This is a genomic window from Rhodococcus sp. 1R11 (genome assembly GCF_004563845.1).
In the GTDB taxonomy this organism is placed as follows: domain Bacteria; phylum Actinomycetota; class Actinomycetes; order Mycobacteriales; family Mycobacteriaceae; genus Rhodococcoides.
Map to the genome: position 1 here is coordinate 408,157 of NZ_SPNG01000002.1, position 25,514 is coordinate 433,670.

The 25,514-nt window shown below is 65.9% G+C and carries 24 protein-coding genes; 21 read left to right on the forward strand and 3 right to left on the reverse strand.

Annotated elements, in window-relative coordinates; all coding sequences use genetic code 11:
- Genes E4P29_RS05165 through E4P29_RS05175 form a run of 3 tightly spaced genes read right to left on the reverse strand, consistent with a single transcriptional unit; the run spans window position 1 to window position 3,051 of the window.
- Window positions 1–825: a carotenoid biosynthesis protein gene (locus E4P29_RS05165; protein ID WP_135042483.1), complete on the reverse strand. Its 825-nt coding sequence runs from the start codon at window positions 823–825 to the stop codon at window positions 1–3.
- Entirely contained in the window at window positions 822–2,429 is a 1,608-nt protein-coding gene (locus tag E4P29_RS05170; protein WP_135042485.1) for an NAD(P)/FAD-dependent oxidoreductase, read from the reverse strand. Before E4P29_RS05170 ends, E4P29_RS05165 begins: the two co-directional genes overlap by 4 nt.
- A gap of 4 nt (window positions 2,430–2,433) precedes the next feature.
- A complete protein-coding gene (locus tag E4P29_RS05175) occupies window positions 2,434–3,051 on the reverse strand; it encodes a GNAT family N-acetyltransferase (protein WP_135042487.1) in 618 nt (205 codons plus the stop codon).
- 202 nt (window positions 3,052–3,253) lie between these two features.
- Here E4P29_RS05175 and E4P29_RS05180 point away from each other — a divergent pair, with 202 nt between their 5' ends.
- From E4P29_RS05180 to E4P29_RS25860, 21 genes are all read left to right on the forward strand, one after another.
- A complete protein-coding gene (locus tag E4P29_RS05180) occupies window positions 3,254–3,703 on the forward strand; it encodes an SAV_6107 family HEPN domain-containing protein (RefSeq protein WP_348539760.1) in 450 nt (149 codons plus the stop codon).
- Between the two features lie 239 nt (window positions 3,704–3,942).
- Window positions 3,943–4,377 (forward strand): DUF3040 domain-containing protein, encoded by a 435-nt coding sequence (locus E4P29_RS05185; RefSeq protein ID WP_135042491.1) that lies wholly within the window; start codon window positions 3,943–3,945, stop codon window positions 4,375–4,377.
- Between the two features lie 542 nt (window positions 4,378–4,919).
- Entirely contained in the window at window positions 4,920–5,351 is a 432-nt protein-coding gene (mraZ, locus tag E4P29_RS05190; protein ID WP_027497352.1) for a division/cell wall cluster transcriptional repressor MraZ, read from the forward strand.
- Window positions 5,352–5,570: 219 nt separating this feature from the next.
- A complete protein-coding gene (rsmH, locus tag E4P29_RS05195) occupies window positions 5,571–6,611 on the forward strand; it encodes a 16S rRNA (cytosine(1402)-N(4))-methyltransferase RsmH (RefSeq protein ID WP_245154166.1) in 1,041 nt (346 codons plus the stop codon).
- Window positions 6,608–7,390: a hypothetical protein gene (locus E4P29_RS05200; protein ID WP_245154167.1), complete on the forward strand. Its 783-nt coding sequence runs from the start codon at window positions 6,608–6,610 to the stop codon at window positions 7,388–7,390. The genes rsmH and E4P29_RS05200 overlap by 4 nt, the downstream gene beginning before the upstream one ends.
- Window positions 7,391–7,452: 62 nt before the next feature.
- Window positions 7,453–9,258 (forward strand): penicillin-binding protein 2, encoded by a 1,806-nt coding sequence (locus tag E4P29_RS05205; RefSeq protein ID WP_135042493.1) that lies wholly within the window; start codon window positions 7,453–7,455, stop codon window positions 9,256–9,258.
- Between the two features lie 157 nt (window positions 9,259–9,415).
- The gene (locus E4P29_RS05210; protein WP_135042495.1) at window positions 9,416–11,017 is read left to right on the forward strand and encodes a UDP-N-acetylmuramoyl-L-alanyl-D-glutamate--2,6-diaminopimelate ligase; all 1,602 of its coding nucleotides are present in this window, start codon (window positions 9,416–9,418) and stop codon (window positions 11,015–11,017) included.
- Window positions 11,014–12,537 (forward strand): UDP-N-acetylmuramoyl-tripeptide--D-alanyl-D-alanine ligase, encoded by a 1,524-nt coding sequence (gene murF / locus E4P29_RS05215; RefSeq protein WP_135042497.1) that lies wholly within the window; start codon window positions 11,014–11,016, stop codon window positions 12,535–12,537. The genes E4P29_RS05210 and murF overlap by 4 nt, the downstream gene beginning before the upstream one ends.
- Window positions 12,534–13,619: a phospho-N-acetylmuramoyl-pentapeptide-transferase gene (mraY, locus tag E4P29_RS05220; RefSeq protein ID WP_135042498.1), complete on the forward strand. Its 1,086-nt coding sequence runs from the start codon at window positions 12,534–12,536 to the stop codon at window positions 13,617–13,619. The genes murF and mraY overlap by 4 nt, the downstream gene beginning before the upstream one ends.
- Before the next feature lie 3 nt (window positions 13,620–13,622).
- Complete coding sequence (gene murD / locus E4P29_RS05225; protein WP_135042500.1) at window positions 13,623–15,083, forward strand: UDP-N-acetylmuramoyl-L-alanine--D-glutamate ligase; 1,461 nt, start codon at window positions 13,623–13,625, stop codon at window positions 15,081–15,083.
- The gene (gene ftsW, locus E4P29_RS05230; protein WP_135042501.1) at window positions 15,080–16,660 is read left to right on the forward strand and encodes a putative lipid II flippase FtsW; all 1,581 of its coding nucleotides are present in this window, start codon (window positions 15,080–15,082) and stop codon (window positions 16,658–16,660) included. The genes murD and ftsW overlap by 4 nt, the downstream gene beginning before the upstream one ends.
- Window positions 16,657–17,799, forward strand: a complete 1,143-nt coding sequence (gene murG / locus E4P29_RS05235) for an undecaprenyldiphospho-muramoylpentapeptide beta-N-acetylglucosaminyltransferase (protein ID WP_209205307.1) — start codon at window positions 16,657–16,659, stop codon at window positions 17,797–17,799. Before ftsW ends, murG begins: the two co-directional genes overlap by 4 nt.
- 65 nt (window positions 17,800–17,864) lie before the next feature.
- Window positions 17,865–19,370 (forward strand): UDP-N-acetylmuramate--L-alanine ligase, encoded by a 1,506-nt coding sequence (murC, locus tag E4P29_RS05240; RefSeq protein WP_135042765.1) that lies wholly within the window; start codon window positions 17,865–17,867, stop codon window positions 19,368–19,370.
- Window positions 19,371–19,492: 122 nt separating this feature from the next.
- Window positions 19,493–20,161, forward strand: a complete 669-nt coding sequence (locus E4P29_RS05245; RefSeq protein WP_245154168.1) for an FtsQ-type POTRA domain-containing protein — start codon at window positions 19,493–19,495, stop codon at window positions 20,159–20,161.
- A 174-nt stretch (window positions 20,162–20,335) separates the two neighbouring features.
- Window positions 20,336–21,610, forward strand: coding sequence for a cell division protein FtsZ (ftsZ, locus tag E4P29_RS05250; protein ID WP_027497341.1), 1,275 nt, complete (start codon window positions 20,336–20,338; stop codon window positions 21,608–21,610).
- Window positions 21,607–22,368 carry a peptidoglycan editing factor PgeF gene (gene pgeF / locus E4P29_RS05255; protein ID WP_052074054.1) on the forward strand — a complete coding sequence of 254 codons (762 nt, stop codon included), beginning with the start codon at window positions 21,607–21,609 and terminating at the stop codon, window positions 22,366–22,368. The genes ftsZ and pgeF overlap by 4 nt, the downstream gene beginning before the upstream one ends.
- On the forward strand, window positions 22,365–23,102 hold the full coding sequence (locus tag E4P29_RS05260; protein ID WP_135042503.1) for a YggS family pyridoxal phosphate-dependent enzyme: 738 nt from the start codon (window positions 22,365–22,367) through the stop codon (window positions 23,100–23,102). Before pgeF ends, E4P29_RS05260 begins: the two co-directional genes overlap by 4 nt.
- A gap of 81 nt (window positions 23,103–23,183) precedes the next feature.
- On the forward strand, window positions 23,184–23,834 hold the full coding sequence (locus E4P29_RS05265; protein ID WP_027497339.1) for a cell division protein SepF: 651 nt from the start codon (window positions 23,184–23,186) through the stop codon (window positions 23,832–23,834).
- Between the two features lie 82 nt (window positions 23,835–23,916).
- Window positions 23,917–24,204, forward strand: a complete 288-nt coding sequence (locus tag E4P29_RS05270; protein WP_027497338.1) for a YggT family protein — start codon at window positions 23,917–23,919, stop codon at window positions 24,202–24,204.
- Window positions 24,205–24,364: 160 nt separating this feature from the next.
- A complete protein-coding gene (locus tag E4P29_RS05275) occupies window positions 24,365–25,219 on the forward strand; it encodes a DivIVA domain-containing protein (RefSeq protein WP_027497337.1) in 855 nt (284 codons plus the stop codon).
- Window positions 25,220–25,296: 77 nt separating this feature from the next.
- Window positions 25,297–25,473, forward strand: coding sequence for a hypothetical protein (locus tag E4P29_RS25860; protein WP_027497336.1), 177 nt, complete (start codon window positions 25,297–25,299; stop codon window positions 25,471–25,473).
- The last annotated feature ends 41 nt before the right edge of the window (window positions 25,474–25,514 follow it).

The following is a 25,514-nucleotide window of genomic DNA, read 5'->3' on the forward strand; positions in this document are numbered from 1 at the left end:
TCAGTCGGCAGGGGTTGCCATCGGTGCGTGTCGGCTACGTAGAGATCCGCGACGACGCGCGATCCACAGCAGCGGGATTCCGACACTACCCATGACGAGAAATCCGTAGACCGCCGAGAATCGTAGTTCGGGGCCGTCGAGGAACACCGCGTGCGCGAGAGCCGAACCCAGCCATGTCCACAGGAACAGCCCGATGGGAACGACGTCGTCGGACGCGCGCGGGGCCACCACGCGGTTCACCGCTTCCATGACTGCGGCCATCAGTGTCGCCACCAACAGCCAACCGGCGTAGTTGGTCAACGGGATCGACGACACCCCCGGCAGTCCGACGGCACCGGACGTCCAGGTCCACTGGCCGTCGGTGACCATCTGAGGATCGAGATACAGGTCCCAGCCCACCATTCCAACGGCGACCGCGGCGATTCGGACTGCAGAGGCGCGGAGCCGCGTCGCACCGAGATGGCCGACGATGAACGTGACCGCGCACCAGATCGGATAGAACCCCGCCGTCCAGGCGAGTGGAACCACCACGGGGACTTCGAACAGGCTGGGTCCGAGTCGATTCTGCGCGTAGAAGTACTCGCCGAAGGGAAATCTGGTGGCCGTGCCGACGAGCTCGGACACGAATCCCGTTCCTGCAGTCAGGACCACGAGGGCCGCCGCCCACAGCTTTCCGCGGTACAGCACGGCGTGCGCGATCGAAGCCAGCGCGAGTAGCGCGACGACCGCGATGGTCACCGCGTCCCGAGTCGAGCCCGATACGAGTGGGTAGCAGATCTGGGCCGCGACGGCACCGATCGCGAAGACCGTCGGGGCAGTCTTCATACTCGTCTCCTGCCGAAGAATGCGCGACGACGTCCCGCGCGTGCGTCCGCGAGTGCGATTCTCGCCGCCGAACGGCCGCTGGCCGCTGTGACACCGCCTCCCGGGTGGGTCGACGCGCCGGTGAGATAGAGACCGTGTGCTCCGGGAACGCGGTGGCCGGCCAGCTGGGGATGAGGACGCCACATCATCATCTGGTCCAGTGACATGTCCAAGTGCATGATGTTGCCTCCGATCAGTCCGAGTTCCTGCTCGATGTCCGGCGGCGACTGTACGTACCGATCGAGGACCGACGCGGCGAATCCAGGGGCGAAACGATCGAGCTCGGCGACGATTCGATCACCCTCGACCTCGGCCAAGGAACGCTGCCCCGGCACATTCGAGCGCCACCGGCGGCCATCGGCGAGAGTGTGCGGATGCCACTGAGACCACAGGGAGATCTGGTGCTGACCCGGCGGCGCGATCGTCGCATCGAGGGCGCTGAACGACATGCCGAGAACAGCGGGTGTCGGCGGCAGCTCACCGGCGAGAGCGTGTCCGTGAGCCAAACGCAACTGCGCGCGGTCGCGAACGAGCAGCGCGAGACCGTGGGTACCGTCCTCGATGCAGTCGGCGCTCGGGTACTGCGGCAGCGCGTCGGTGGCCAACCGAACCGCGGTACCGATCCCCGGACCCACCCGAATGGTCGAGCGCCACCGGGCGATCTGCGCCGCGTCGTGTCCGCCCTCCGCCAGCAGGTCGAGCGTGGTCAGAATGTGACATCCGGCCACGACGATCGTGCTGTCGATCTCCCGTCCCGACGCCATCCTGGTCGTCCAGCCGTGCGCGCGACGCGTCAGCGATACGGCGGCATCGCCGAGCGTCAGCGCTGCCCCGTCCCGGTGCAGCCGGGCGATCATCGCCTCGGTCAGTGCGCCGCTACCGCCGACGGCGCGGCCCGGTGGAAGCGTGTGCATCAGAGCCGCGAAGCCGACCATCGGGGCGGTTCCGGGCTCGGACATCGGCGGGCCGGACTGCGCACCGAACCACGCCAACGCAGCCTTGAGTCGCTCACTCGTGAACATCTCGTCGAGAAGGGAGTCACCGGTGGCGAGAAACTCGCGCGAGAGCGCGCTGCCGCCGTCGGGTGCACCGAGTCCCCAAAAGGATCGGAGCAGCTTGGACCCGGTGGGCGGCCCACCGAATGCGCGCATGGTGCGTTCGCTGCGGGGGCCCCACACCGCGACGAAGGAACGGTAGGCGCGCGCGTCGGCAGGCCCACAGGCGGCAGCGATGGACTCGCACGTCCGATCCAGGCTGCGATGGAAGACGATGGCGCGTTCGGCGGTGTCGACGTCGCCCGGGGCGAAGGCCCACGGATCGCAGTCGATGTAGCGCAGCCCGAACTCCTCCAGTCCGAGCTCTTCGACTATTCCGGTGTGCCTGATCATGATGTGCGCGGACGAGCCGCGGTCGACTCGATGGCCGGGGAAGCGCTCCACCGTCGACACCGCACCGCCCGCGACGCTGTCGCGTTCGACGATCTCCACCGACATTCCGGCATCGGTCAGGTAGCAGGCAGAAGTCAGGGCATTGTGGCCGGAGCCCACCACCACAGCATCGATCACATCTTCAGGCTACGGGCCCGTCGAGCGGCAACCGGCGGCCCAGCACCGCGAAGGGGCGTCGGTCCCCGGCGAACGTGAAGTGCCGTAGTACGTCCTCGAAGCCGAGCCGTCGATACAACCGCCAGGCGCGGTTGTCCTCCTGCGCGACCTCGGGTGTGGACAACATCACAGAGTGCGCTCGAACACCGTCGAGCAACCTGCGACAGAGACGGCCGCCGAGTCCGTGTCCTTGCGCGCTCGGTAGTACGTGCAATTCGGTCAGTTCGAAGTAGTCGCCGAGGGTGGCGTCGACGTGCTGTGTCGAGTGTCCTGCGCGGCGCAATCCGTCGCGGACCTGCTGGTGCCACCACTGATGGTGCGCGCCGTGATACCCGTACGCGACGGCGACCAGCGTGTCCGGTTGCGTCTTGTCGGAATTGGGCACCATGGCTCCCACTGCTCGCCAGCCCGGCCGGTGCAGATGCTCGGTCCACATCGGTGCGCGGCTGTGCTCGGTCCCGCGGGGATATCCCATGGCCTCGACGTAGATCGCCAGTGCTTCGAACAAGCGCCGACGGAATTCCTGGGGCGTCAGATCGACCACGTAGGGGGTTGTCTGCGCATCGGTGACGACGGTTCTCACCCTTTCTTCGGCAACTTGTCGGTGGGCACAGCTATATTGAATGTGTCGAACGGGTGTTCGATGATCGGGGCCGAGCGCGCCGGTGGATCCACTCGACGAACGAGGCGGATTCTTCCGGAGTTCGACTGTAAGGCTTCATCACGGTTCCAGGCGCGTCGGTAGCGCGCCTGGAGATTCGAACTGGAGGTGTTCGAGTATGACGATGACGAAGACATTCGATGTCGGCGTGCGGTCGCCGGTGTCGCGTCAGGCGCAGGTCCTGCTCGGTCGAGCCGATGCGTTGCTGTCCGAGTCCATCGGCGAGCGCGATGCGGGGGACCGCTTCCTCGGGGGCTACATTGCCGCACTCAAGGGTGCTGCCGCAGTCCTGGCATCGCTGCCCAATTCGATCGGCTCGCGGCCACGTTCGCGCAATGCCTGGGTTCTGATGGCGAAGGCTGCGCCGGATCTGGCGATCTGGTCCGAGTACTTCTCGTCCTTCTCCGCCACCCGCGCGGCCGTCGAGGCGGGTGCCTCGTCGGCCGTCGGAGACGTCGATGCCGACGATTTCTATCGACACGTCAGCCGTTTCCTGAACGCGGTCGAGGATCGGTTGGGCGGTCAATCGAGATTCGAGTCCGTCGATCCGATGGCGGCACCACTGTCCGCGTAGCGCGTCTAGCCGGTCCTGCGATGTCCAGACGGATGTGAACAGCCACGTCACGCGGTGTTCGGCCACTGTTTCCGGCACGTCCGTCTCGAAAACTTGGTCGTTTCTCAGGAACACATAGTGCGAGTAGGTGGTAAGCGGCCGATTCAGCTCGTATCATCGTCAGTAGGTAGCCGCCAAGGTCAGCTTCCCGTCGCTTCTGAACCGAAACGACTCTCATTATCTGTGCAGGGGGAGGTACCGTGCCACTCTCCGAGCACGAGCAGCGCATGCTCGATCAGATCGAGAGCGCTCTCTACGCCGAGGATCCCAAATTCGCGTCCCATGTGAGGGGCGGTCGCGTTCGCGCGGCGTCGAGCAAGAGGCGTTTTCAGGCTGCCGCGTTGTTCGTCGTGGGACTCGTGTTGCTCGTCGCCGGTGTAGCACTGTCGACGAACAGTCTGGGCTTTCTCGTCGTCAGCCTCATCGGCTTTCTCTTCATGTTCGGTGCCGGGGCACTGTTCTTGTTCGGCGGCTCCAAGAAGGGAGCTGCCGCGACCGGCGAAGAAGGTAGCGCAAGCGACCAAGCCGGCACGCAAGGTCGTAGTGCTCAGCCGAAATCGAGTGGTGGCCGCAAGGGCGGCAGCTTCACCTCTCGAATGGAAGACCGTTTTCGTAAGCGGTTCGATCAGGAGTGACATGACTCCGCCGTCCGGATCGCCCTGGGCCTGACGGTCACCCACCACAACTTCACCGATTCGATCAGCAGCACCTCACCTTCGGGTGAGGTGCTGCTGTCGTTCCACGGCTGTTCGGTACGCCGAGCCGACTCGGCCCGTGTCCCGCAGCGTTCGTGATCGAGAGCGCCCGAGCGCCGCCCCGGTGCGATGGGTTCCGTGCGGTGGTTCCCGTGCGGTAGTTCCGGGGTGAACTCCCCACTTCCCCCCACTGTGGACCCTGATCCCCACTTCACCCCACTAGCGCCCCACTTCGAGCGCCGAGCTGCGCTTGTCACGGGGACGCCTGGCAAAAGCGCCTGGTCGAGACGCCACAGGCCAGGAGCTGCTGCTGTTGCCGGATCGGAGCCGACGCTCCGCGCCGTGACGACGGCACGCAATCTTGTTGCCTCTGAGCTGCGGATATGTGGTTGTCCACAAAGTTTTCGGGCTGTGAATGGTTCGAAGTGGGGGAGAGTGGGGTAAAGTGGTCCGCAGCGGAGAGTCGAGGCTGGAGGTGGCGAGTGTTTCTCGGTACCTACACGCCGAAGCTCGACGACAAGGGTCGACTCACGTTGCCGGCCAAGTTTCGGGACGCGCTTGCGGGAGGTGTCATGGTGAGCAAGGGTCAGGATTTCAGCCTTGCTGTCTACACTGCGGCGGACTTCGCAGAGCGTTCTCGAAAGTTGACGGCGGCCTCTCGTGCCAACCCCAAAGCTCGTGCCTATGTACGCCAGTTCTTTTCGGGAACCGACGAACAGCGGCCGGACGGACAGGGCCGTATCACCATCAGTCCCGAGCACCGTCGGTATGCGGGACTCGAACGCAACTGCGTGGTGATCGGATCGATGGATTTCATCGAGATCTGGAACGACGAGGCCTGGGCCCGCTACTCCGCCGAGAACGAGCAGGATTTCTCCGACGCGTTCGACGAATCCCTCGGAGGGATCTTGTAGACCACCTGGGCCGGCTGCGAGTGCAGCGAGGCCTCTGCCCGATCAGAACCCTGACGTTCTTCCCCAACGCCAGGTTTCGCAGATCAGGACCCTGACGTTCTTCCCCAACGCCAGGTTCCCTATCGGACAGGGACCTCGAAGCATTCGCACCGGCCGCAGTGGGCGACCCGCAGGGCCCGGACCCGGGCGAGAAGTACGTACACGCAACCGGGAGGGACCATGACGGAGGGAGCCGGGCCGGACGAGAACGACGCGTCCGCCGACCGCACTCACCGTCGTTCCGGCGGCCCGATCCACGTCCCCGTTCGACTCGAGCGTGCCGACGAACTCCTCGGGCCCGCAGTGGAATCGGCGGACGAACCCCACACGACTCGCGTCATGATCGACGCCACGCTCGGACTCGGCGGTCACGCCGAACATTTTCTACGGAAGTATCCCGGTCTGCACCTCATCGGACTCGATCGCGATCCGGACGCGCTCGACAAGGCGGGCGCCAGACTGGCCCCTTTCTCGGATCGAACGACTCTGGTGCACACCACATACGAGGGCATCGCCGCCGCCCTCGACGAGGCCGGGCTTCCCGCGACCTATTCCGTTCACGCCATCCTGTTCGACCTCGGAGTGTCGTCGATGCAGCTGGACGAGTCGGACCGTGGCTTCGCGTACTCCGTCGATGCACCGCTGGACATGCGGATGAATCCGACGCAGGGCATCACGGCAGCCGACGTGCTCAATACGTACTCGCACGGCGATATCGCTCGCGTGCTCAGCACCTACGGAGAAGAGCGGTTCGCAGGCAAGATCGCGTCCGCCGTTCTGCGTCGACGTGAGCACACGCCGTTCACCACGAGCGGCCCGTTGGTCGAATTGCTCTATGCCGCAATACCGGCCGCGACTCGCCGCACCGGTGGGCATCCGGCAAAGCGAACTTTCCAGGCGCTGCGTATCGAGGTCAACGGGGAGCTCGATTCGCTCAAAGCTGCTGTGCCGGCCGGACTCGACGCCTTGGCCGTCGGCGGCCGCGTCGTCTTCATGTCGTATCAGTCGCTCGAAGATCGAGTTGTGAAGCAGGAGTTGGCTCCTCGGATCAAGTCTCGAAGTCCCGAGGGGTTGCCGGTCGAACTTCCCGGGATGGGTCCGGAATTTCGGCTGTTGACCAGAGGTGCGGAACGCGCCTCGGACGAGGAAATCGAAGTCAACCCACGCTCGGCCCCGGTGAGGTTGCGCGCCGCCGAACGGATTGCAAGGAGAGCGGAATGACGGTTCCAGGCACAACTGTTGGAACACAACGCAATCGGGTTCCGGCTACTCGACCCGAGCGGGTCGGCCGCGGTGGTCGGTCCGGAGCCGCATTGCGCGCCTACGAGCGCAGGCAGCAGCGTGCCTCGATACACACGTCGGATTCTGCTCGCGGTTCGGCGGCCTCACTTCGTCCGACGCTCAACGGCAGTGCCATTGCGGCTCGAATCCCGTTCGTAGCCTTGGTCATCGGTCTGCTCGCCCTGGGGCTCGGCTTGACGTTGTTGTTGACGACGCGCTCGGCGGGGGACTCCTACGACCTCAGTGCCGCCAAGGCCGTCAACGCCGAGCTCGCGCAACAGCGTGCCTCCTTGCAGCGTGACGTCGAACTCGCGGAATCTGCGCCCGAGCTGGCGCGCAAAGCGGCGGCGATCGGAATGGTCCCCGCCAAGAACCCTGCCCACCTCGTCGTAGCCCCCGAGGGCGGTGTACAGGTCGTCGGTACGCCCGCTCCCGCCGACGGTGCGCCGGTTGCACCCCTCGATCCGACTCCTGCTTCCGGCTCGGGTGAGGGCTCGGTTCCGAGCGCGCCAACACAGAATCCCGCACAACAGTCGGCGCAGTCGCAGACGCCGAGGAGTGCGTCGCAGCCCACCAGGCCGACGGGCACAGGTGACACCCGTGCCGCCACGCCGAGCGCGCCCAATGGTGCCGGAACTGCCGCGCTTGCTGAACAATTGGTTCCCATGAGCACCCCCTCGGCTCCCGCCGCCGGCGAATCCTCCGGTGACGAGCAGTGACCAGGCCGTCGCCTGCATCACGTCCCCGGCCAGCAGATCGGGCGCGGACGGGACGAAAGCGCTTGGACTCGTCCACTTTTCGTTTTCGGCACGGTACGGGCCGCATCCTGATGTACGTGGCCTTGGCGGTCGTCGCGGCACAGTTGCTGTGGATTCAAGGATTCGATGCGCCGACACTGTCGGCGGAGTCCGCCTCGCAGCGCACCACCACCCTCGTCGATCCGGCGATGCGCGGTTCGATCCTCGATCGCAACGGAAACCCGATCGCGTTCACCATGGAAGCGAAAGCGCTGACGTTCCAGCCGGTGCGGGTACGTAGAGAACTCGACGAGGCACGCGCCAAGGATCCGACGAAGCCGGAAACCGACAAGTACCTCGACGACATCGCCGAGCGGATCCACAGCGATCTCGGAGACGTCGTCAGCAAGAAGGATCTGCTCGCGAAGCTGAAGAGCAACGACGAGTTCACCTATCTGGCACGGGGTGTGGACGCCACCGTGGCGTCGAACATCAGCAAGGATTTCAAGCAGGTCGGGCTCGAACGTCAGGACATCCGCGAGTACCCGGGAGGCTCGCTCGCCGCGAACATCGTCGGGGCCACCGGGTGGGACGGTCACGGTCTGCTCGGTCTCGAGGATTCGCTCGACGCCACACTCGCCGGAACCGACGGATCGCAGACCTACGATCGCGGCTCCGACGGGGCCGTCATTCCCGGCAGCTGGCGCGACAAGCAGCCCGCGGTCAACGGCTCGAATGTGGAACTGACCATCGACGCGGACTTGCAGTACTACGTACAGCAGCAGGTACAGCTGGCGAAGGATCTTTCCGGAGCCAAGAATGCGTCTGCCTACGTTCAGGATTCGCACACCGGCGAAGTGCTGGCCATGTCGAACGACAACACGTTCAACCCCGGCATCGGCGTCGGAAACAACGAGCGGACCAAGGAGATGGGCAATCTGCCCGTCACAACGCCGTTCGAACCCGGTTCGGTCAACAAGATCATCACTGCTGCAGCTGCTATCGAATACGGGCTCACCACACCCGACGAGGTGCTGCAGGTACCGGGCAACATCTTCATGTCCGGTGTCTCGGTCCGGGACGCCTGGGAACACGGAGTCGCGCCGTACACCTCGACCGGCGTGTTCGGTAAGTCCTCCAACGTGGGGACTCTGATGCTGGCTCAACGTGTCGGCGAGGATCGGTACGCCGACATGCTGAACAAGTTCGGCCTGGGCCAGCGCAGCGATGTCGGTCTCCCCAACGAGAGCGCCGGTAGCGTCCCCAGCCGCGATCAGTGGTCTGGCGGCACCTTCGCCAACCTGCCGATCGGGCAGGGTCTGTCGATGACGCTCCTGCAGATGACCGGGATGTACCAAGCGATCGCCAACGACGGTGTGCGTATCCCGCCGCGGATCGTCGCGGCAACGGTAGATGCCAACGGCGAACGAACCGAGACGCCGCGTCCCGACGGGGTGTACGTGGTCAGTCCCGATACCGCGAAGACGGTCCGCAACATGTTCCGGTCGGTCACCCAGGACGACACCGGAAATCAGCGCGGTACCGGCGTCGCCGCGGGCGTCGAGGGCTACCAGATCAGCGGCAAGACCGGGACGGCCCAGCAGGTCGATCCCGAGTGCAAGTGCTACTCGAACTCGAAGTACTGGATCACGTTCGCGGGTATCGCTCCGGCCGACGATCCTCGCTACGTGATCGGAATCATGCTCGACGCTCCGTCCCGCAGTGCCGACGGCTCGGGAGGGCAATCGGCGGCACCGCTGTTCCACAACATTGCCAGCTGGCTGTTGCAGCGCGACAGTGTTCCGATGTCGGCGGACCCCGGTCCAAAGTTGGTCCTTCAGGCCGACTGAGGCCCGAAGCTGCCGATTCGGGAATCGGGGCGGCGGCATGTCGATCACGGTCGCCGGTAATCTGACACATCGGCTCGAGGCGTGTTCGTCGATCAGCCACCGCAGCGTGTTCGAGCTGACGCAGTGTGCGGTGGCAGTACAGAGGAAGGGAGCAGGAGTGACTGTGTCATCGGATTCACAACCCGCTCCGGGGTCTCGGCCGGCGAATCCGCCGCACACCGACGTGTCCGACGTGGCGTCCGCTGTCGGTGCAACGATCGAGTGGGGACACCTCGACGGAGTGCAGGTCACCGGCATCGATCTGCGAGCGCAGTCCGTTCGCCACGGCGATCTCTTCGCCGCGCTACCCGGATCCGCTCGGCATGGAGCCGAGTTCACCGCCGACGCGATCGAGCGGGGTGCGGCGGCAGTCTTCACCGACCCGTCCGGCGCCGACATCGTCCGCCGCGTCCTCGCCACCGCCGATCGCCAGGTTCCCGTCCTCGTACACGACCGACCACGCCAGGTGCTCGGAACCGTGTCCGCCCTCGTCTACGGCAATCCGTCGTCGAAGATGACGGTCGTCGGAATCACCGGCACGTCGGGCAAGACCACGACGGCGTACCTCGTCGAGGCCGGCCTGACAACCGCCGGCCGCCGCTGCGGACTCATTGGCACGATCGAGACCCGCGTGGTCGGCCAGCACGTACCGAGCGCTCTCACCACTCCCGAGGCTCCGCAGTTGCATGCGCTCTTCGCCGTCATGGTCGAGGCCGGAGTCGACACCGTGGTGATGGAAGTGTCTTCCCATGCGTTGTCCCTCGGCCGAGTCGACGGCACCGACTTCGCTGTCGGCGCGTTCACCAATCTGTCCCAGGATCATCTCGACTTCCACGACTCGCTCGAGGATTATTTTCTGGCCAAGAGTCGGCTGTTCGGGGTCGATTCGCCGGTACGGGCAGACACAGCCGTCGTGTGCGTCGACGATGCTTGGGGAGTGCGGATGGCCGATATCGCCCGGTCGGCCGGGTCCACGGTCGTCACGGTCTCCACCGGTGACGACTCGCAATGGACCGTCTCCGAGTGGGCCAAGCACGACGACGGAACGCAGTCGTTCACCGTTGCCGATCCGAACGGAACGTCGTTGCCGGTGTCGGTTCGTCTGCCCGGTCGCTACAACGTCGCCAACGCCGTGCTTGCGCTCGCGACCTGCGAGGCAGCAGGCGTGGACGCCGCTGAGGCTGCGCCGGGAATCGCCACCGTGGACGTGCCCGGCCGAGTGCAACGAATCGATCGTGGCCAGGACTTCCTCGCGGTGGTCGACTACGCCCACAAGCCCGCTGCGGTCGAAGCGGTGCTGGCGACTCTGCGAGAGTCGTCCCGCGGACGTATCGCCGTCGTGTTGGGTGCCGGCGGGGATCGAGACACCGCCAAGCGCCCTCTGATGGGCGCGGCCGGAGCACGCGGTGCCGATCTGCTCGTGGTGACCGACGACAATCCGCGCAGTGAGGATCCGGCAGCGATACGGCAGGCCGTCGAAGACGGTGCACTGTCGGTGCCCGACGACGCTCGTGGCGAAGTACGAAATGTCGAAGGCCGCGCAGCGGCGATAGAACAAGCCGTGGCGTGGGCACGTGAGGGGGACGTTGTGTTGATCGCAGGTAAAGGACACGAGACGGGCCAGGAGGTGGCCGGGGTGAAGTATCCGTTCGACGACCGAGTGGTACTCGCATCGGCCATCGATGCACGCCTGGTCACCACGAGCGCAGGCGCACGGTGATACCGCTCTCGATCGCTCGCATCGCCGAGATCGTCGGCGGCGAACTGCACGACGTGGCAGACCCGACGGCGCTGGTCGCCGGGCCGGTGGAGTTCGACTCACGCAAGGTCACACCCGGCAGTGTCTTTCTCGCCCTGCCCGGTGCCAAGGTGGACGGACACGAGCACGCGGCCGACGCCGTGGCCGCAGGCGCTGCTGTCGTTCTCGCGGCGCGTCCGGTGGGTGTCCCGGCTGTCGTCGTTCGGCCGGCACCGCACTCGAGCCGTGCGATGGCACTCGAACACGACCCGGAGGGCGCCGGTGCTGCGGTGCTGACCGCGCTCGGTGCGTTGGCCCGGGAATCGGTGCTCGAACTGACTGCGCGCCACGATCTGACCGTGGTGGGCGTGACGGGGTCGTCGGGCAAGACGTCGACGAAGGATCTCATCTCGGCGGTGCTGCGTCCGCTCGGATCCGTGGTGGCCCCACCCGGATCGTTCAACAACGAACTCGGGCATCCATGGACTGCTCTGCGGGCCGACGCCGATACCGACTTCCTCGCCCTCGAGCTGTCCGCCCGGGGAATCGGCCACATTGCCGAACTCGCCAGGCTTGCGCCGCCCCGGATCGGGGTGGTTCTCAACGTCGGAACCGCGCACCTCGGCGAGTTCGGTTCACGTGCCGCCATTGCGCTGGCCAAGGGCGAACTGGTCGAGGCATTGCCCGCTGCTGCGGACGGCGGCGTGGCGATCCTCAACATCGACGATCGTCTGGTCGCCGAGATGGCGACACGCACGAAGGCGGCCGTCGTCACCGTCGGACTCAACGCGGACGCCGACGTCCGGGCTGTCGACGTCGTGGTCGACACCGATGCGCGGGCGTCGTTCACGCTCGTGTGTGCGGCAGGCACGGCGCACATCACCCTGGCGGTGCACGGTGAACATCAGGTGGGCAACGCCCTGGCTGCCGCGGCCGTCGCGCTCGAGTGTGGGGCCGGCGTGGCCCAGGTTGCCGAAGCGCTCTCGACTGCGGTACCCACCTCGATCCGCCGCATGGACGTACGCACCCGCGCGGACGGCGTCACCGTCATCAACGACTCGTACAACGCGAATCCCGATTCGATGCGGGCCGCCCTCAAGGCGCTGGTATCGATGTCGCGGCGAGACGACGGTCCGAAGCGGCGCAGTTGGGCGGTGCTGGGGGAGATGGGCGAGCTCGGCGGCGAATCGGTGGTGGAGCACGATGCGATCGGTCGGCTCGCCGTCCGCCTGGACGTAGATCGGCTGATCATCGTCGATTCGGGTCGGCCCACGCGTGCGCTGCATCAGGGCGCCGTCATGGAAGGTTCCTGGGGCGAAGAATCGATGCTCGTACCCGACCGCGAGACCGCCATCGCCGTGCTCGAGGACGAGGTTCGCGCCGGCGACATCGTTCTGGTCAAGGCCTCGCAGTCGGGCGCGATGTGGACCGTTGCCGACGCCCTGTTGGCCGATTCGTCGGCCGACGCCCTGTTGGCCGATTCGTCGGAGGGCGAGCAGTGAGACAAATCCTGTTCGCTGGAGGGATCGCACTTGCAGTGGCAATTCTGCTGACTCCTGTGCTGATCAAGACCTTCTCGAAACAGGGCTTCGGCCAGGAGATTCGGGTCGAGGGCCCGGCGAGCCATCAGTCCAAGCGCGGTACTCCCACCATGGGAGGCGTGGCGATTCTGGTCGGTATCTGGGCCGGTTACTGGGGCTCGCACCTGATCGGCATCGGATACGACGCCGAGGGGCCGTCGGCCTCGGCTCTACTCGTACTCGGCCTGACCACCGTGCTCGGCCTCGTCGGCTTTCTCGACGACTTCATCAAGATTCGTAAGCAGCGGAACCTCGGTCTGAACGCCACCGGCAAATACGTCGGCCAGATCACCGCGGCGGTGCTGTTCGCCATCCTGGTCCTGCAGTTTCGCAGCGAAGACGGATTGACCCCGGGTAGTACTCAACTGTCGTATGTACGCGACATCGCGACCTGGTCGATGTCGGCTGCTGTGTTCGTGTTCTTCGTCTGTCTGCTGGTGATCGCGTGGTCCAACTCGGTCAACCTCACCGACGGCCTCGACGGCCTGGCGGCGGGGTCGATGACGTTGGTCCTCGGGGCGTACACCGTCATCACTTTCTGGCAGTACCGGCAGGCGTGCGCAGGGCCGTCCGGTCCCGCGCCGGGGTGCTACGACGTTCGCGATCCTCTCGACCTGGCCCTGGTGTGCGCATCGGCGGCCGGTGCCTGCATCGGTTTCCTCTGGTGGAACGCTGCGCCCGCGAAGATCTTCATGGGCGATACCGGATCCCTCGCTCTGGGCGGCCTGATCGCAGGACTGTCCGTGGTCACCAAGACCGAACTGATCATGGTGGTCATCGGCGCGTTGTTCGTCGCCGAAGCAGCATCGGTCGTCATCCAGGTAGCAGTGTTCCGGTCGAGTCGGCGACGCGTGTTCCGAATGGCCCCGTTCCATCACCACTTCGAGTTGGCCGGTTGGGCCGAGACGACGGTCATCATCAGGTTCTGGTTGCTCGCCGCGATCGCCTCGGCCGTCGGTTTGGCGCTGTTCTACAGCGAATACCTCGCGGCTGTGGGTGGTTAGGCGATGACCGAAGCCTCGACCGATCTGTCCTGGTTGCGCGGTAGTTCGGTGCTGGTCACCGGTGCGCGCATCTCCGGGCTGGCCGTCGTACGCCCACTGCTTGACCTCGGCGCACTCGTGACCGTCACCGACTCGAACCGAGCTGCGCTCGACGAGGCGTCGGCGCTCGGTGCTGCCGTGGTGGTCCAAGACGATCTGCTCGCCGATTCGGATGCGATCGCGGCCTTTGCACTCGTTGTCACCAGTCCCGGGTTCCGGCCGGACTCTCCGGTGCTGGCTGCGGCCGCCGGCCGCGGCGTCCCAGTGTGGGGCGACGTGGAGTTCTCGTGGCATCTCGACCGCGCCGAGGTGTACGGCCCGCGCGCTCGTTGGCTGGTGGTCACCGGTACGAACGGTAAGACGACCACCACATCGATGCTCGCGTCGATCCTCGACGCTGCCGGAATCGACTCCGTCGCTTGCGGAAACATCGGCCTCCCCATCGCCGACGCGTTGCGCGGTACCCCGCATCCCCGTGTCCTCGCGGTCGAGCTGTCGTCCTTCCAGTTGTTTTGGGCACCGTCGGTTCGGCCCGCGGCGGGGGTGGTGCTCAACATTGCCGAGGATCATTTGGACTGGCACGGGGGCATGGAGGGTTACGTCCAGGCCAAGGCTCGCGCATTGACCGGTGACGTCGGGGTCGTGGGACTCGACGACGCGGTGGCGGCCGGACTGCGGGCGGGGTCACCGGCAGCCACGGTCGTCGGTTTCCGCCTCGCCGAACCCGCTGCGGGCGAGCTCGGAGTGCGGGCGGGAATGCTCGTCGACCGTGCGTTCGGGGACGATGTCGAGCTGCTCCGGGCCGACGAGGTGGAACCGAGTGGCCCGTCCGGTGTGCTCGACGCTCTGGCTGCCGCTGCGCTGGCGCGGTCGATCGGTGTCGACGCCGAGGCCGTCCGAAACGGATTGCGGACGTACCGGGTGGGACCGCATCGGGCCGCAGTGGTGCGTGAACTCGGCGGGGTGACGTTCGTCGACGATTCCAAGGCGACGAATCCGCATGCGGCGCGTTCGTCGATCCTCGCGCACGATCGGGTCGTGTGGATCGCGGGAGGGTTGCTGAAGGGGGCGGTGATCGACGATCTGGTCGTCGAGATCGCCGATCGGCTCGTGGCTGCGGTGGTATTGGGCCGCGATGGGATGCAGATCGCAGAGGCTTTGGCGCGACACGCCCCCGATGTTCCGGTCGTCAGGCTCCCTTCGGGAGACGATGCTGGTGTGACTCATGAGGCTGAAGATGCAGATGCGGTGATGCGAGCGGCCGTCGGCCACGCTGCGGGGTTCGCCGCCTCCGGCGATACCGTCCTGCTGGCCCCTGCGGCTGCGTCGTTGGACATGTTCGTCGATTACGGTCACCGCGGCCGAAGCTTCGCCGAGTCCGTCGAGCGCCTCGACATCGCCGCCCTCGGATCGTCGCGATCGTGACCACCGCAGCTCGACCGGCGCGTCCACCTCGTCGCACCACCACGCCGCGCACCCGAATCGGACTGTGGTTCGGTCGGCCGCTGGCGTCGTTCCACCTCATCGTCACCATCGCGGTACTGCTCACCGTGCTCGGACTGGTGATGGTGCTGTCGGCGTCGTCGGCCGAATCGTTCGCAGCAGACGAGTCCGGATACGCGCTGTTCACGCAGCAGCTCATCGGTGTCGCACTGGGTGTGGTCGCGTTCTACGTGGCTCTTCGGCTGCCGGTGCGATACCTGCGCAAGTTGTCGTTCCCGCTCTTCCTGGTCTCGATCACGATGTTGATGCTGGTGTTGATCCCCGGTATCGGTGCCGAGCGTCAGGGCGCACGACGATGGTTCGACTTCGGTGTCGTCTCGTTCCAGCCCTCCGAGCTGGCGAAGGTCGCGTTGGTTCTGTGGGGAGCGCACCTGCTTGCCTCCCGTCGCAGCGAGCACGGCAATATCAAGTCGCTGTTGGTGCCGTTGCTACCTGCGGGCCTGCTCATGTGTCTGCTCGTCGTGCTCCAGCCCAACCTCAGTACCGCGATCGCCCTGGGCATCATTCTCGTCGCACTGCTGTGGTTCGCCGGCCTCAACGCCCGGCTCTTCGGAGCAGTGCTGGTGACCGGTTTGGCTTTGGCGACCGTGCTCGCGTTCACCGCCGGCTACCGCTCGAACCGCGTCAAGGCCTGGCTCAACCCGGGGGAGGACACCCAGGGTCTGTCGTATCAGTCCACCCAGGCCAAGTACTCCTTGGCCGATGGCGGCCTGTTCGGTCGCGGCTTGGGACAGAGTCGCGCGAAATGGAGCTATCTCCCCAACGCGCACAACGACTTCATCTTCGCGATCATCGGCGAGGAGCTCGGCATGATCGGCTGCCTCGCCGTCATCGGATTGTTCGGTCTCTTCGTCTACACCGGCCTGCGCATCGCAATGCGGTCGGTCGATCCGTTCCTGCGTCTGTTGACTGCAGGCGCAACGTGCTGGGTGTTCGGTCAGGCCATGATCAACATCGGCTACGTGGTTGGGCTGCTGCCGGTGACCGGTCTGCAGCTGCCGCTGGTGTCCTACGGCGGTACGTCCACGGCCATCACGCTGTTGATGTTCGGCATCATCGCCAGTGCGGCCCGACACGAACCGGAAGCCATCGCCGCACTGCACGCCGGGCAAGAGGGTCGTATCGCCCGAGCCCTCAGACTGCCGCTGCCTGCTGTCTTCTCACCGAAGCGGGCCGCGATGGCACGCTCCAAATCCACCCGTCCCACGTTGGCGGCACAGGATCGCAAACGTCTCGAGTCCCGCAAGAACAAGGACAGCCGCGGGGCACGGTCACCCGAGCCCGGACGTACCCGGGTGTCGAGTTCACGGGTGGACACGGCCAGCCCCAACGGGTCGGCCAGGAACGCACCCCGTGGCCACGCCCGCCGTGCCGAGCCCCCACGCCGGGACACCGGCAGCGGGTACGCCGCCGGACCTGGGTCGCCGTATCGGCCGCGTCCCGAACCGCAACCCGGTCGTCCGCCGGTCCGCTCGGGTGAGCGAGGATACCGACGGTGAAGCAGACATCGAGGCCGATATCCGTGGTGGTGGCCGGAGGCGGAACCGCCGGACACATCGAGCCCGCGCTCGCCGTGGCCGATGCTCTGCGTGAGCTCGACCCCACCGTCACCGTCACCGCCCTCGGCAGCAGCCGGGGGCTCGAAACGACATTGGTACCCGCCCGCGGTTATGCGCTGGAACTGATACCGCCGGTGCCGCTGCCGCGCAAGCCCACCCTCGACCTGGTCAAGTTGCCGGTTCGGGTCGCACGGTCGGTACGCCGAACGCGGGAGATCTTCGCCGCCGTCGAAGCCGATGTGCTGGTCGGATTCGGCGGCTACGTGGCGCTGCCTGCGTATCTCGCTGCCCGCGGTCGACTTTTCGGTCGCGGCGGCCGTCTTCCGGTGATCATTCACGAGGCCAATGCCCGCGCCGGCATTGCGAACAAGGTCGGCGCACGCAGCGCGGAACGTGTCCTTGCCGCTGTCGCCGGATCTGGTATCTCTGCACCGGGTTCCGAGGATGCAGAAGTGATCGGAATTCCGGTGCGGCCCACGATCACCGGTCTCGATCGCGCAGCGATGCGGTCGCAGGCTCGCGCCCATTTCGGTCTGCCCGAACACGGCCCGGTCCTGCTGGTGTTCGGCGGTTCACAGGGCGCGCGTTCGCTCAACGTCGCAGTGTCGGGTGCGTCGGCTGCTCTGGCCGCCGCCGGCATCTCGGTTCTGCACGCACACGGTCCCAAGAACACACTCGACGTGGAGCAGAGCAATCCGGATGCGCCCTACGTTCCAGTGCCCTATATCGACCGGATGGACCTGGCCTACGCGGCGGCCGACCTCGCGATCTGCCGGTCCGGGGCCATGACGGTCGCCGAAGTCTCCGCGACCGGGCTGCCTGCCGTGTACGTGCCTCTGCCGCACGGCAACGGTGAGCAGGAGCTCAATGCCCGTCCCGTCGTCGACGCCGGAGGTGGCATCCTGGTAGCCGACGCGACGCTGAGCGCGCAGTACGTGACCGACACGGTCGTTGCGCTGGTGGCCGACACCGAGCGCATCGCCGAGATGTCTCGTGCTGCGGCAGGAGCAGGTCACAAGGGTGCTGCCGCGGCCGTCGCGCAGATCGTGCTCGATACCGCGCACGCGGCGCGGCGCTGAACCGGGCGGCGGCGAGAATGCCACAGAACGAGGGAGACGTCCGCGTGACAACTGAGGGTGCGGCGATGTCGGAGTTGCCGACAGAGCTCGAACGAGTGCACATGGTGGGAATCGGCGGTGCCGGGATGTCCGGGATCGCACGCATTCTGCTGGCGCGCGGTGGTCAGGTGTCCGGATCGGATGCCAAGGAATCGCGCGGGGTGTTGGCGCTGCGAGCCCGCGGTGCACTGGTGCGAATCGGGCACGATGCAAGCGCGCTGGACATGATCGACGGCGGCCCCACCGTGGTCGTGACGACCCACGCGGCCATACCCAAGACCAACCCCGAACTCGTCGAAGCGCGCGATCGCGGGATCCCGGTGGTGTTGCGGCCCGCCGTCCTCGCGTCGTTGATGGAGGGGTACCGCACCCTGCTGGTGTCGGGCACGCACGGAAAGACGTCGACCACGTCGATGTTGGTCGTCGCGCTGCAGCACTGCGGGTTCGACCCGTCGTTCGCGGTCGGCGGTGAGCTCAACGAGGCCGGAACCAACGCGCATCACGGCAGCGGCGACGTCTTCGTCGCCGAGGCGGACGAGAGTGACGGTTCGCTGTTGCAGTACTCGGCGAACGTGATCATCGTGACGAACATCGAGGCCGATCATCTCGATTTCTTCGGTACGACCGAGGCCTACGTGAAAGTGTTCGACGATTTCGCCGCGCTGCTCCACCCGGGCGGTGTGCTGGTGGCATGCATGGACGATCCGGGTTCGGCAGCGCTGGCCCGCCGCGTGCTCGAGAAGAATCTCCCCGGAGTGACGGTGCTCGGCTACGGGTCGTCCGATGTCGACGCCGGACCGGTCGAGATGGCCGTTCGCCTGTTGGCCTGGGAGCCCGAGGACATCGGCGGTGTCGCGCAGTTGCAGATCGCCGGTGAGGACTCTGCCCGCACGGTTCGGCTGGGAGTACCGGGACGGCACACCGCCCTCAACGCCCTGGCGGCGTTCGTGGCTGCCCGCCAGGTGGGCGCGGGGGTCGAGGAGTTGCTGGCCGGGCTGACCGGATTCGGGGGAGTGCATCGGCGGTTCCAGTTCACCGGACGCGAGCACGGAGTCCGAGTGTTCGACGACTACGCCCATCACCCCACGGAGGTGCGGGCCGTGCTGACCGCTGCGCAGGCGTTGGTCGCGGGTCAAGCACTCGAAGGTGGCGAGCGGGGGCGGGTCGTGGTGGTGTTCCAACCGCATCTGTACTCGCGCACTGCGACGTTCGCCGAGGAATTCGGTACCGCACTGTCGTTGGCCGACGAGATCGTGGTTCTGGACGTCTACGGCGCTCGCGAGGAACCCCTGCCCGGTGTGACCGGGGCTCTGGTCGCAGCGTCGGTGACCAAACCGGTGAACTATCAACCGGATCTGTCGTTGGTCGCCAAACAGGTGGCCAATCTCAGCCGTCCCGGCGACGTGGTGATCACGATGGGTGCGGGCGACGTGACCATGCTCGGCGGGCCCATTCTCGACGCCCTTCGTTCCAAGACCGATTTCGGTGCCACGACCGGCCGCGCGGTACCGAAGGATCGGCCGGCGACGTGACTCGTCGGTCCGATCGAGACCGTACTTCGAGATCGGAACCCGTTGCCGAGCAGGGGAATTCGAGCTCTTCGGTCACAGACAGGCAAGCCCGTGCGCAGGCCAGGGAAGAAGAGCGCGCTCGCGTGAAACGGTCACGCCGACGCGCAGCGCTCGCCGTCGTGGCGGTTGTCGCAGTGATTGTCGGATCGGCAGCACTGGTCTACTTCACACCGCTGCTGTCGGTTCGGACGATTTCGGTCGTGGGAGCCTCGTCGGTGTCCGAACAGGAGATCCTCGACCGGCTCGAGGTGCCGTCCGGCCTGCCGCTGGTCCGGGTCGACGCCGCGGCCGCGGCCCAGCGTGTTGCGTCGATACCGGAGCTGGCATCGGTCCGGGTGCAACGGAAATACCCGTCCACCGTGCAGGTCACCGTCGAAGAACGTGTGCCGGTGGCGTTCGTGGATTTTCCCGACGGCACTCACTTGCTCGATGCGACCGGCGTGGACTTCGCCGTCGCACCGCCTCCGCCCGGGGTGGTCCGACTGGTGACCGACAATCCTGTCTTCGGCGATCCGGTGACGAAAGATGCACTGGCTGTGCTCGATTCGCTGCCGCCGCTGATTCGAGGTCAGGTCGGCGAAGTGCGCGCGAGCACGCTGTCCGACATCTCGATCCTCCTGTTGGACGGGCGTACCGTCGTGTGGGGGAACAAGGACAACTCCGAGCGCAAGGGGGCGGTGGCGATCGCGCTGCTGTCGCAACCGGGTCAGATTTTCGACGTGTCCAGTCCCGATCTTCCGACCACGAAATAGCGACGGCACGAAAGGCGCATATTTTCGGCGCGGCATCGGCGCGCCTAATGGCGATCGTGGCCGTCGGTGAATAGCGTTCCGATCAGTCGAGTACTTGACATAACTCTAAGCCTGTGGTTTAGGTTGAGGGTTTTCCACATTTTTCGAGCAACAATCCACGGAAGGCGAGAGCCCATGACGCCCCCGCACAACTACCTCGCCGTAATCAAGGTCGTCGGCATCGGCGGCGGCGGCGTGAACGCGGTCAACCGGATGATCGAACAGGGACTCAAGGGAGTCGAGTTCATCGCGGTCAACACCGACGCTCAGGCCTTGCTGATGAGTGACGCCGACGTCAAGCTCGACGTCGGCCGTGAGCTGACTCGTGGACTCGGTGCCGGTGCCGACCCCGAGGTGGGTCGCCGCGCAGCGGACGACCACAAGGACGAGATCGAAGAGGTCCTCAAGGGTGCCGACATGGTCTTCGTCACCGCAGGTGAGGGCGGCGGAACCGGTACCGGTGGCGCTCCCGTCGTCGCCAACATCGCGCGCAAGCTCGGCGCGCTGACCGTCGGCGTCGTGACGCGTCCGTTCTCCTTCGAGGGCAAGCGCCGTGGTGGCCAGGCCGACACCGGTATCCAGCAGCTGCGTGAATCCTGCGACACGCTCATCGTCATCCCCAACGATCGTCTGCTTCAGCTCGGCGACGCGGCCGTCAGCCTCATGGATGCGTTCCGCAGTGCCGACGAGGTCTTGCTCAACGGTGTTCAGGGCATCACCGATCTGATCACCACCCCCGGGCTGATCAACGTCGACTTCGCCGACGTCAAGGGCGTCATGTCCGGCGCAGGCAGTGCGCTGATGGGCATCGGTTCCTCCCGCGGTGAAGGCCGCGCGATCAAGGCCGCGGAATCCGCGATCAACTCGCCGCTGCTCGAAGCGTCCATGGAAGGTGCCCGCGGAGTGCTGCTCTCCATCGCGGGTGGCTCGGATCTCGGCCTGTTCGAGATCAACGAGGCCGCCTCGCTGGTCCAGGAAGCTGCGCACATCGACGCCAACATCATCTTCGGAACCGTCATCGACGACTCTCTCGGCGACGAGGTTCGTGTCACCGTCATCGCTGCCGGGTTCGACGGAGGAACGCCCACGCGTCGTCCGGTCGAGGCAGCGGCATCCACCCGCGGCCCGATCGGATCGGCACGCTCGGGGGAGGTCTCCTCACGCTCCAACGACAGCTCCGAAGGCGCTGTGTTCCGCGACCCGGTCGGCGCTCCCAGCGGATCGAGCCTGCCCCCGCTCAACTCGTCCAGTTCGTCGAACCGCGAATCGTCCAGCCGCGAGTCCGCAGCCGGTCACGGCCGGGATTCCGGCGGTCAGGGCCGCGAGTCGGTCGGATCCGGACGCCGCGTACCCGTCGCCGAGGACGACGGCGAAGACGAGGTCGACGTACCGTCCTTCATGCGGCGGTGAGTGACTCCTTTCGGGTCAGGCGGGTGTCGACGACGCGAGCCGGCGGCGTGTCGGCCCCGCCGTTCGACACCTTCAATCTCGGTGACCACGTAGGCGACGACCCGGCTGCTGTCGAGGCCAACCGTCGACGCCTCGGTGACCGGTTGGGTATGGGCATCGAACGCATGGTGTTCATGGAGCAGGTCCACGGCCGCACCGTCACGGTGGTGGATGGGCCGGTGTCCGAGCCCGTTCCCATGACCGATGCGTTGGTGACGACGCAGCGCGATCTCGCGCTCGTGGTGTTGACCGCCGACTGTGTCCCGGTATTGCTGTCCGACGAAGAGGCGGGCGTGATCGCCGCGGTACACGCCGGCCGCGTCGGTGCCCGCATCGGCATCATTCCTCGGGTACTTGCGTCGATGGTCGAGCTGGGCGCGGTCCCGGAGAGGATCGGGGCCTTCCTCGGCCCGGCGGCCAGTGGGCGTCAGTACGAGGTGCCCGCACACATGCGTGCCGACGTCGACAAGCATCTACCCGGAAGCGCGACGACGACGGTTCGGAACACTCCCGGTCTCGATATCCCGGCTGGTGTGCGCGCGCAGCTGATCGCCGCCGGACTGCACGGAGTGGCACAGGATCCCCGGTGCACCATCGAGGACCGGACCCTCTTCAGCCATCGCCGGGAAGGGTCGACCGGCCGTATCGCGAGCGTCGTGTGGATGGATTCCGCATCCGCAGACGAGGTTCCCGACTCCGGCCAGGAGAGGATGTCGTGAGCGAGCCCACCGACCGAGCTGCCGAGATCGCCGCCGCGTTGGCGTCGGTCCGCGAACGACTGGCGCGAGCATGTAGGGACGCAGGTCGAGAAGACTCGACCGTGACTCTGCTGCCGGTGACGAAGTTCTTCCCCGCGTCCGACGTTCGGATCCTGTACGAGCTGGGCTGCCGTGAGTTCGGCGAGTCCAGAGAGCAGGATGCGTCGCCCAAGGTGGCCGAGACCGCCGAAGAGTTCCGCGGTGATCCGCCGCGGTGGCACATGATCGGGCATCTCCAGCGAAACAAGGCGAAGTCCATCGCTGCGTGGGCGCATTCCATTCACTCGGTGGACAGCGCTCGATTGGTCACCGCCCTGTCCAAGGCCACCAAGACAGCACTCGACGACGGCACTCGGGCGACGCAGCTCGACGTCCTCGTTCAGGTCAGTCTCGACGGCGATGTGCACCGCGGCGGCGTCGAACGCGGGGACTTGCGCGAGTTGGCCGACGCGGTGTCGACCGCACCCGGCTTGCGTCTGGCCGGACTGATGGCCGTACCTCCGTTGGACGCCGATGCGGACGCTGCGTTCGGTGATCTCGAGGAGCTGCATCAGCGACTTCTGCGTGATCATCCCGATGCCCGCGAGTTGTCGGCCGGCATGACGGGGGACCTGGAAGCTGCTGTGCGACACGGATCGACGTGCGTGCGTGTCGGTACCGCAATACTCGGTGCGCGGCCGATAGCCTCCCAATAACAGTCCACGGATCACATCAGTCACAACAGACACTTGCGAACCTGGAGATGGACAGTAGACACGGCCACGGAAGGCAGAACGATGAGCACCCTGCACAAGTTCAAGGCGTACTTCGGCATGGTTCCGCTCGCGGACTACGAGGACGACTACCTCGACGATCCGGACACCCGCCGCAGTCCCCGTGGTGGCCGTGACGGTTACGACGACATCGACGATCGTGACTTCGTCAAGCCGTCGTTCGGTGGCTCGCGGCACGCGCAGGCCGACGACGACTACGACGATTACGAGGCTCCTCGCCCCGCTGCCACGCTCGCTCCGATCGGTGGACGCGCACGCGGTACGGCAGGACCGTCGACCCGAGGCGCAGCCACCCGTGGCGCGCTGGCGATGGACACCCGCATGGACGTGCGGGCCGAGACGCGACGCAGCCCGATCGTCGACGACGGCGGCCCACTGTCGAAGATCACCACGCTGCGCCCGAGGGACTACAGCGAGGCGCGCACCATCGGTGAGCGTTTCCGCGACGGCACGCCTGTCATCATGGATCTCGTCGAAATGAGCAACGCCGACGCCAAGCGACTCGTGGACTTCGCTGCCGGATTGGCCTTCGCGCTCCGCGGATCGTTCGACAAGGTGGCCACGAAGGTGTTCCTGCTTTCGCCCGCCGATGTCGATGTATCCCCGCAGGAGCGCAGGCGAATCGCGGAAACCGGCTTCTACAGCCAGCAGTGATCGTTTCTCCCCTTGGGGTGGCAAGTCGGGGCTGTGACCAGCGCACTTTGCTCAGCCCGGCGAAGTCAGGCAGAGTACAGCCGTGATCGTGTTCACGGTGATCAACATCGTATTGTTTCTTTTTTGGCTCCTTCTCATCGGTCGAATCATCGTCGAGTTCATCAGGACTTTCGCGAGAGATTGGCAACCGACCGGGCTGGTCGTCATCCTTCTGGAGGCGATCTTCACGGTCACCGACCCGCCCGTGAAGTTCCTGCGCAGGATAATTCCGCCGCTCAACCTCGGTGGTGTGCGACTGGACCTCTCGATCATGGTCTTGCTGTTCGTCGTGTTCATTCTGTGGAATGTGACCAGCAGCCTCGCGGCCTGAGGCCGAAGATGGAATGTTAGAACTCGGGACCCAGCGCAAGCTGCGTGTCCCGTGTGACAGAATGGACGCCAGTTACAGTTTGATTGTTCTGCACTCGCGCGGAATGGCATATAACTGAATGCTTGCTCTACCGCCCCAAGACGCGTGAAGGGATCCTTCCATGCCGCTGACTCCAGCTGATGTGCACAACGTTGCGTTCAGCAAGCCGCCCATCGGTAAGCGCGGTTACAACGAAGACGAGGTCGACGCATTTCTCGACCTCGTCGAGCAAGAGTTGTCCCGACTGATCGAAGAGAACGCCGACCTGCGCCAGCGTGTCGGTGAGCTCGACCAGGAGCTTGCGGACGCCAAGAACTCTGCGCGCCAGAGCCCGCAGTCGGCTCCGGTTGCCGCACCGAAAGCCGAGCCGCAGCGGCCGGTCGATCCCCCCAAGCCGCCACCGGTTGTTCAGCAGCCCGCGCCGGTCGCTCCCGTGGCCGCAGCACCGCAGCAGAGCGGCGACTCCAACATGCAGGCCGCGAAGATTCTCGGTCTCGCGCAGGAGATGGCGGACCGCCTCACCGGCGATGCGAAGACCGAGTCCGAGCAGCTGCTCGGCAATGCGCGCACCAACGCCGAACGTCTGGTGTCGGATGCCCGCGCTCGCTCGGAGTCGATGATGTCCGAAGCGCGGCAGAAGTCCGAGTCGCTGCTCACCGATGCACAGACTCGCTCCGAGACCCAGCTTCGCCAGGCCAAGGAGAAGGCCGACGCATTGCAGGCCGACGCCGAGCGCAAGCACACCGAGATCATGGCGACGATCAACCAGCAGCGGTCCGTGCTGGAAGGTCGCATCGAGCAGCTCAAGACGTTCGAGCGCGAATACCGGGTGCGCCTCAAGTCGTACCTCGAATCGCAGCTCGAAGAGCTCGAGAACCGTTCCTCGGCGCTGCCGGTGGACAACGGCCAGGACAACTTCAACCAGGACAACCAGACGTCCGGCTACAGCCAGTCGTACGCCAAGGGCAACAACTGACGCGATCGTTCTCCGACGCTGCCTCTTGGGGCAGCGTCGGGCTCGGTTGTAGCGTCGAGTGGTGAGCGAGGAATCCTGTGCTGATTCTGACTCTCGGCGCGGCGGCTGTCGGGTTCGGGTTCCTGGTGTTGGCCCTGATGACCGGATCGGTCGTCTGGGCCTGGGCCTGCATCGTGATCTGCATAGTCGGGGCGGTGCTGCTCCTGGTCGGGGCCCTGCTCGGGCGACGGCCACCGCCCGAGATCGACAGGTAGCATCTACGCGGTAGTGCATCAGGCGGTAGTGCATCAGTTCG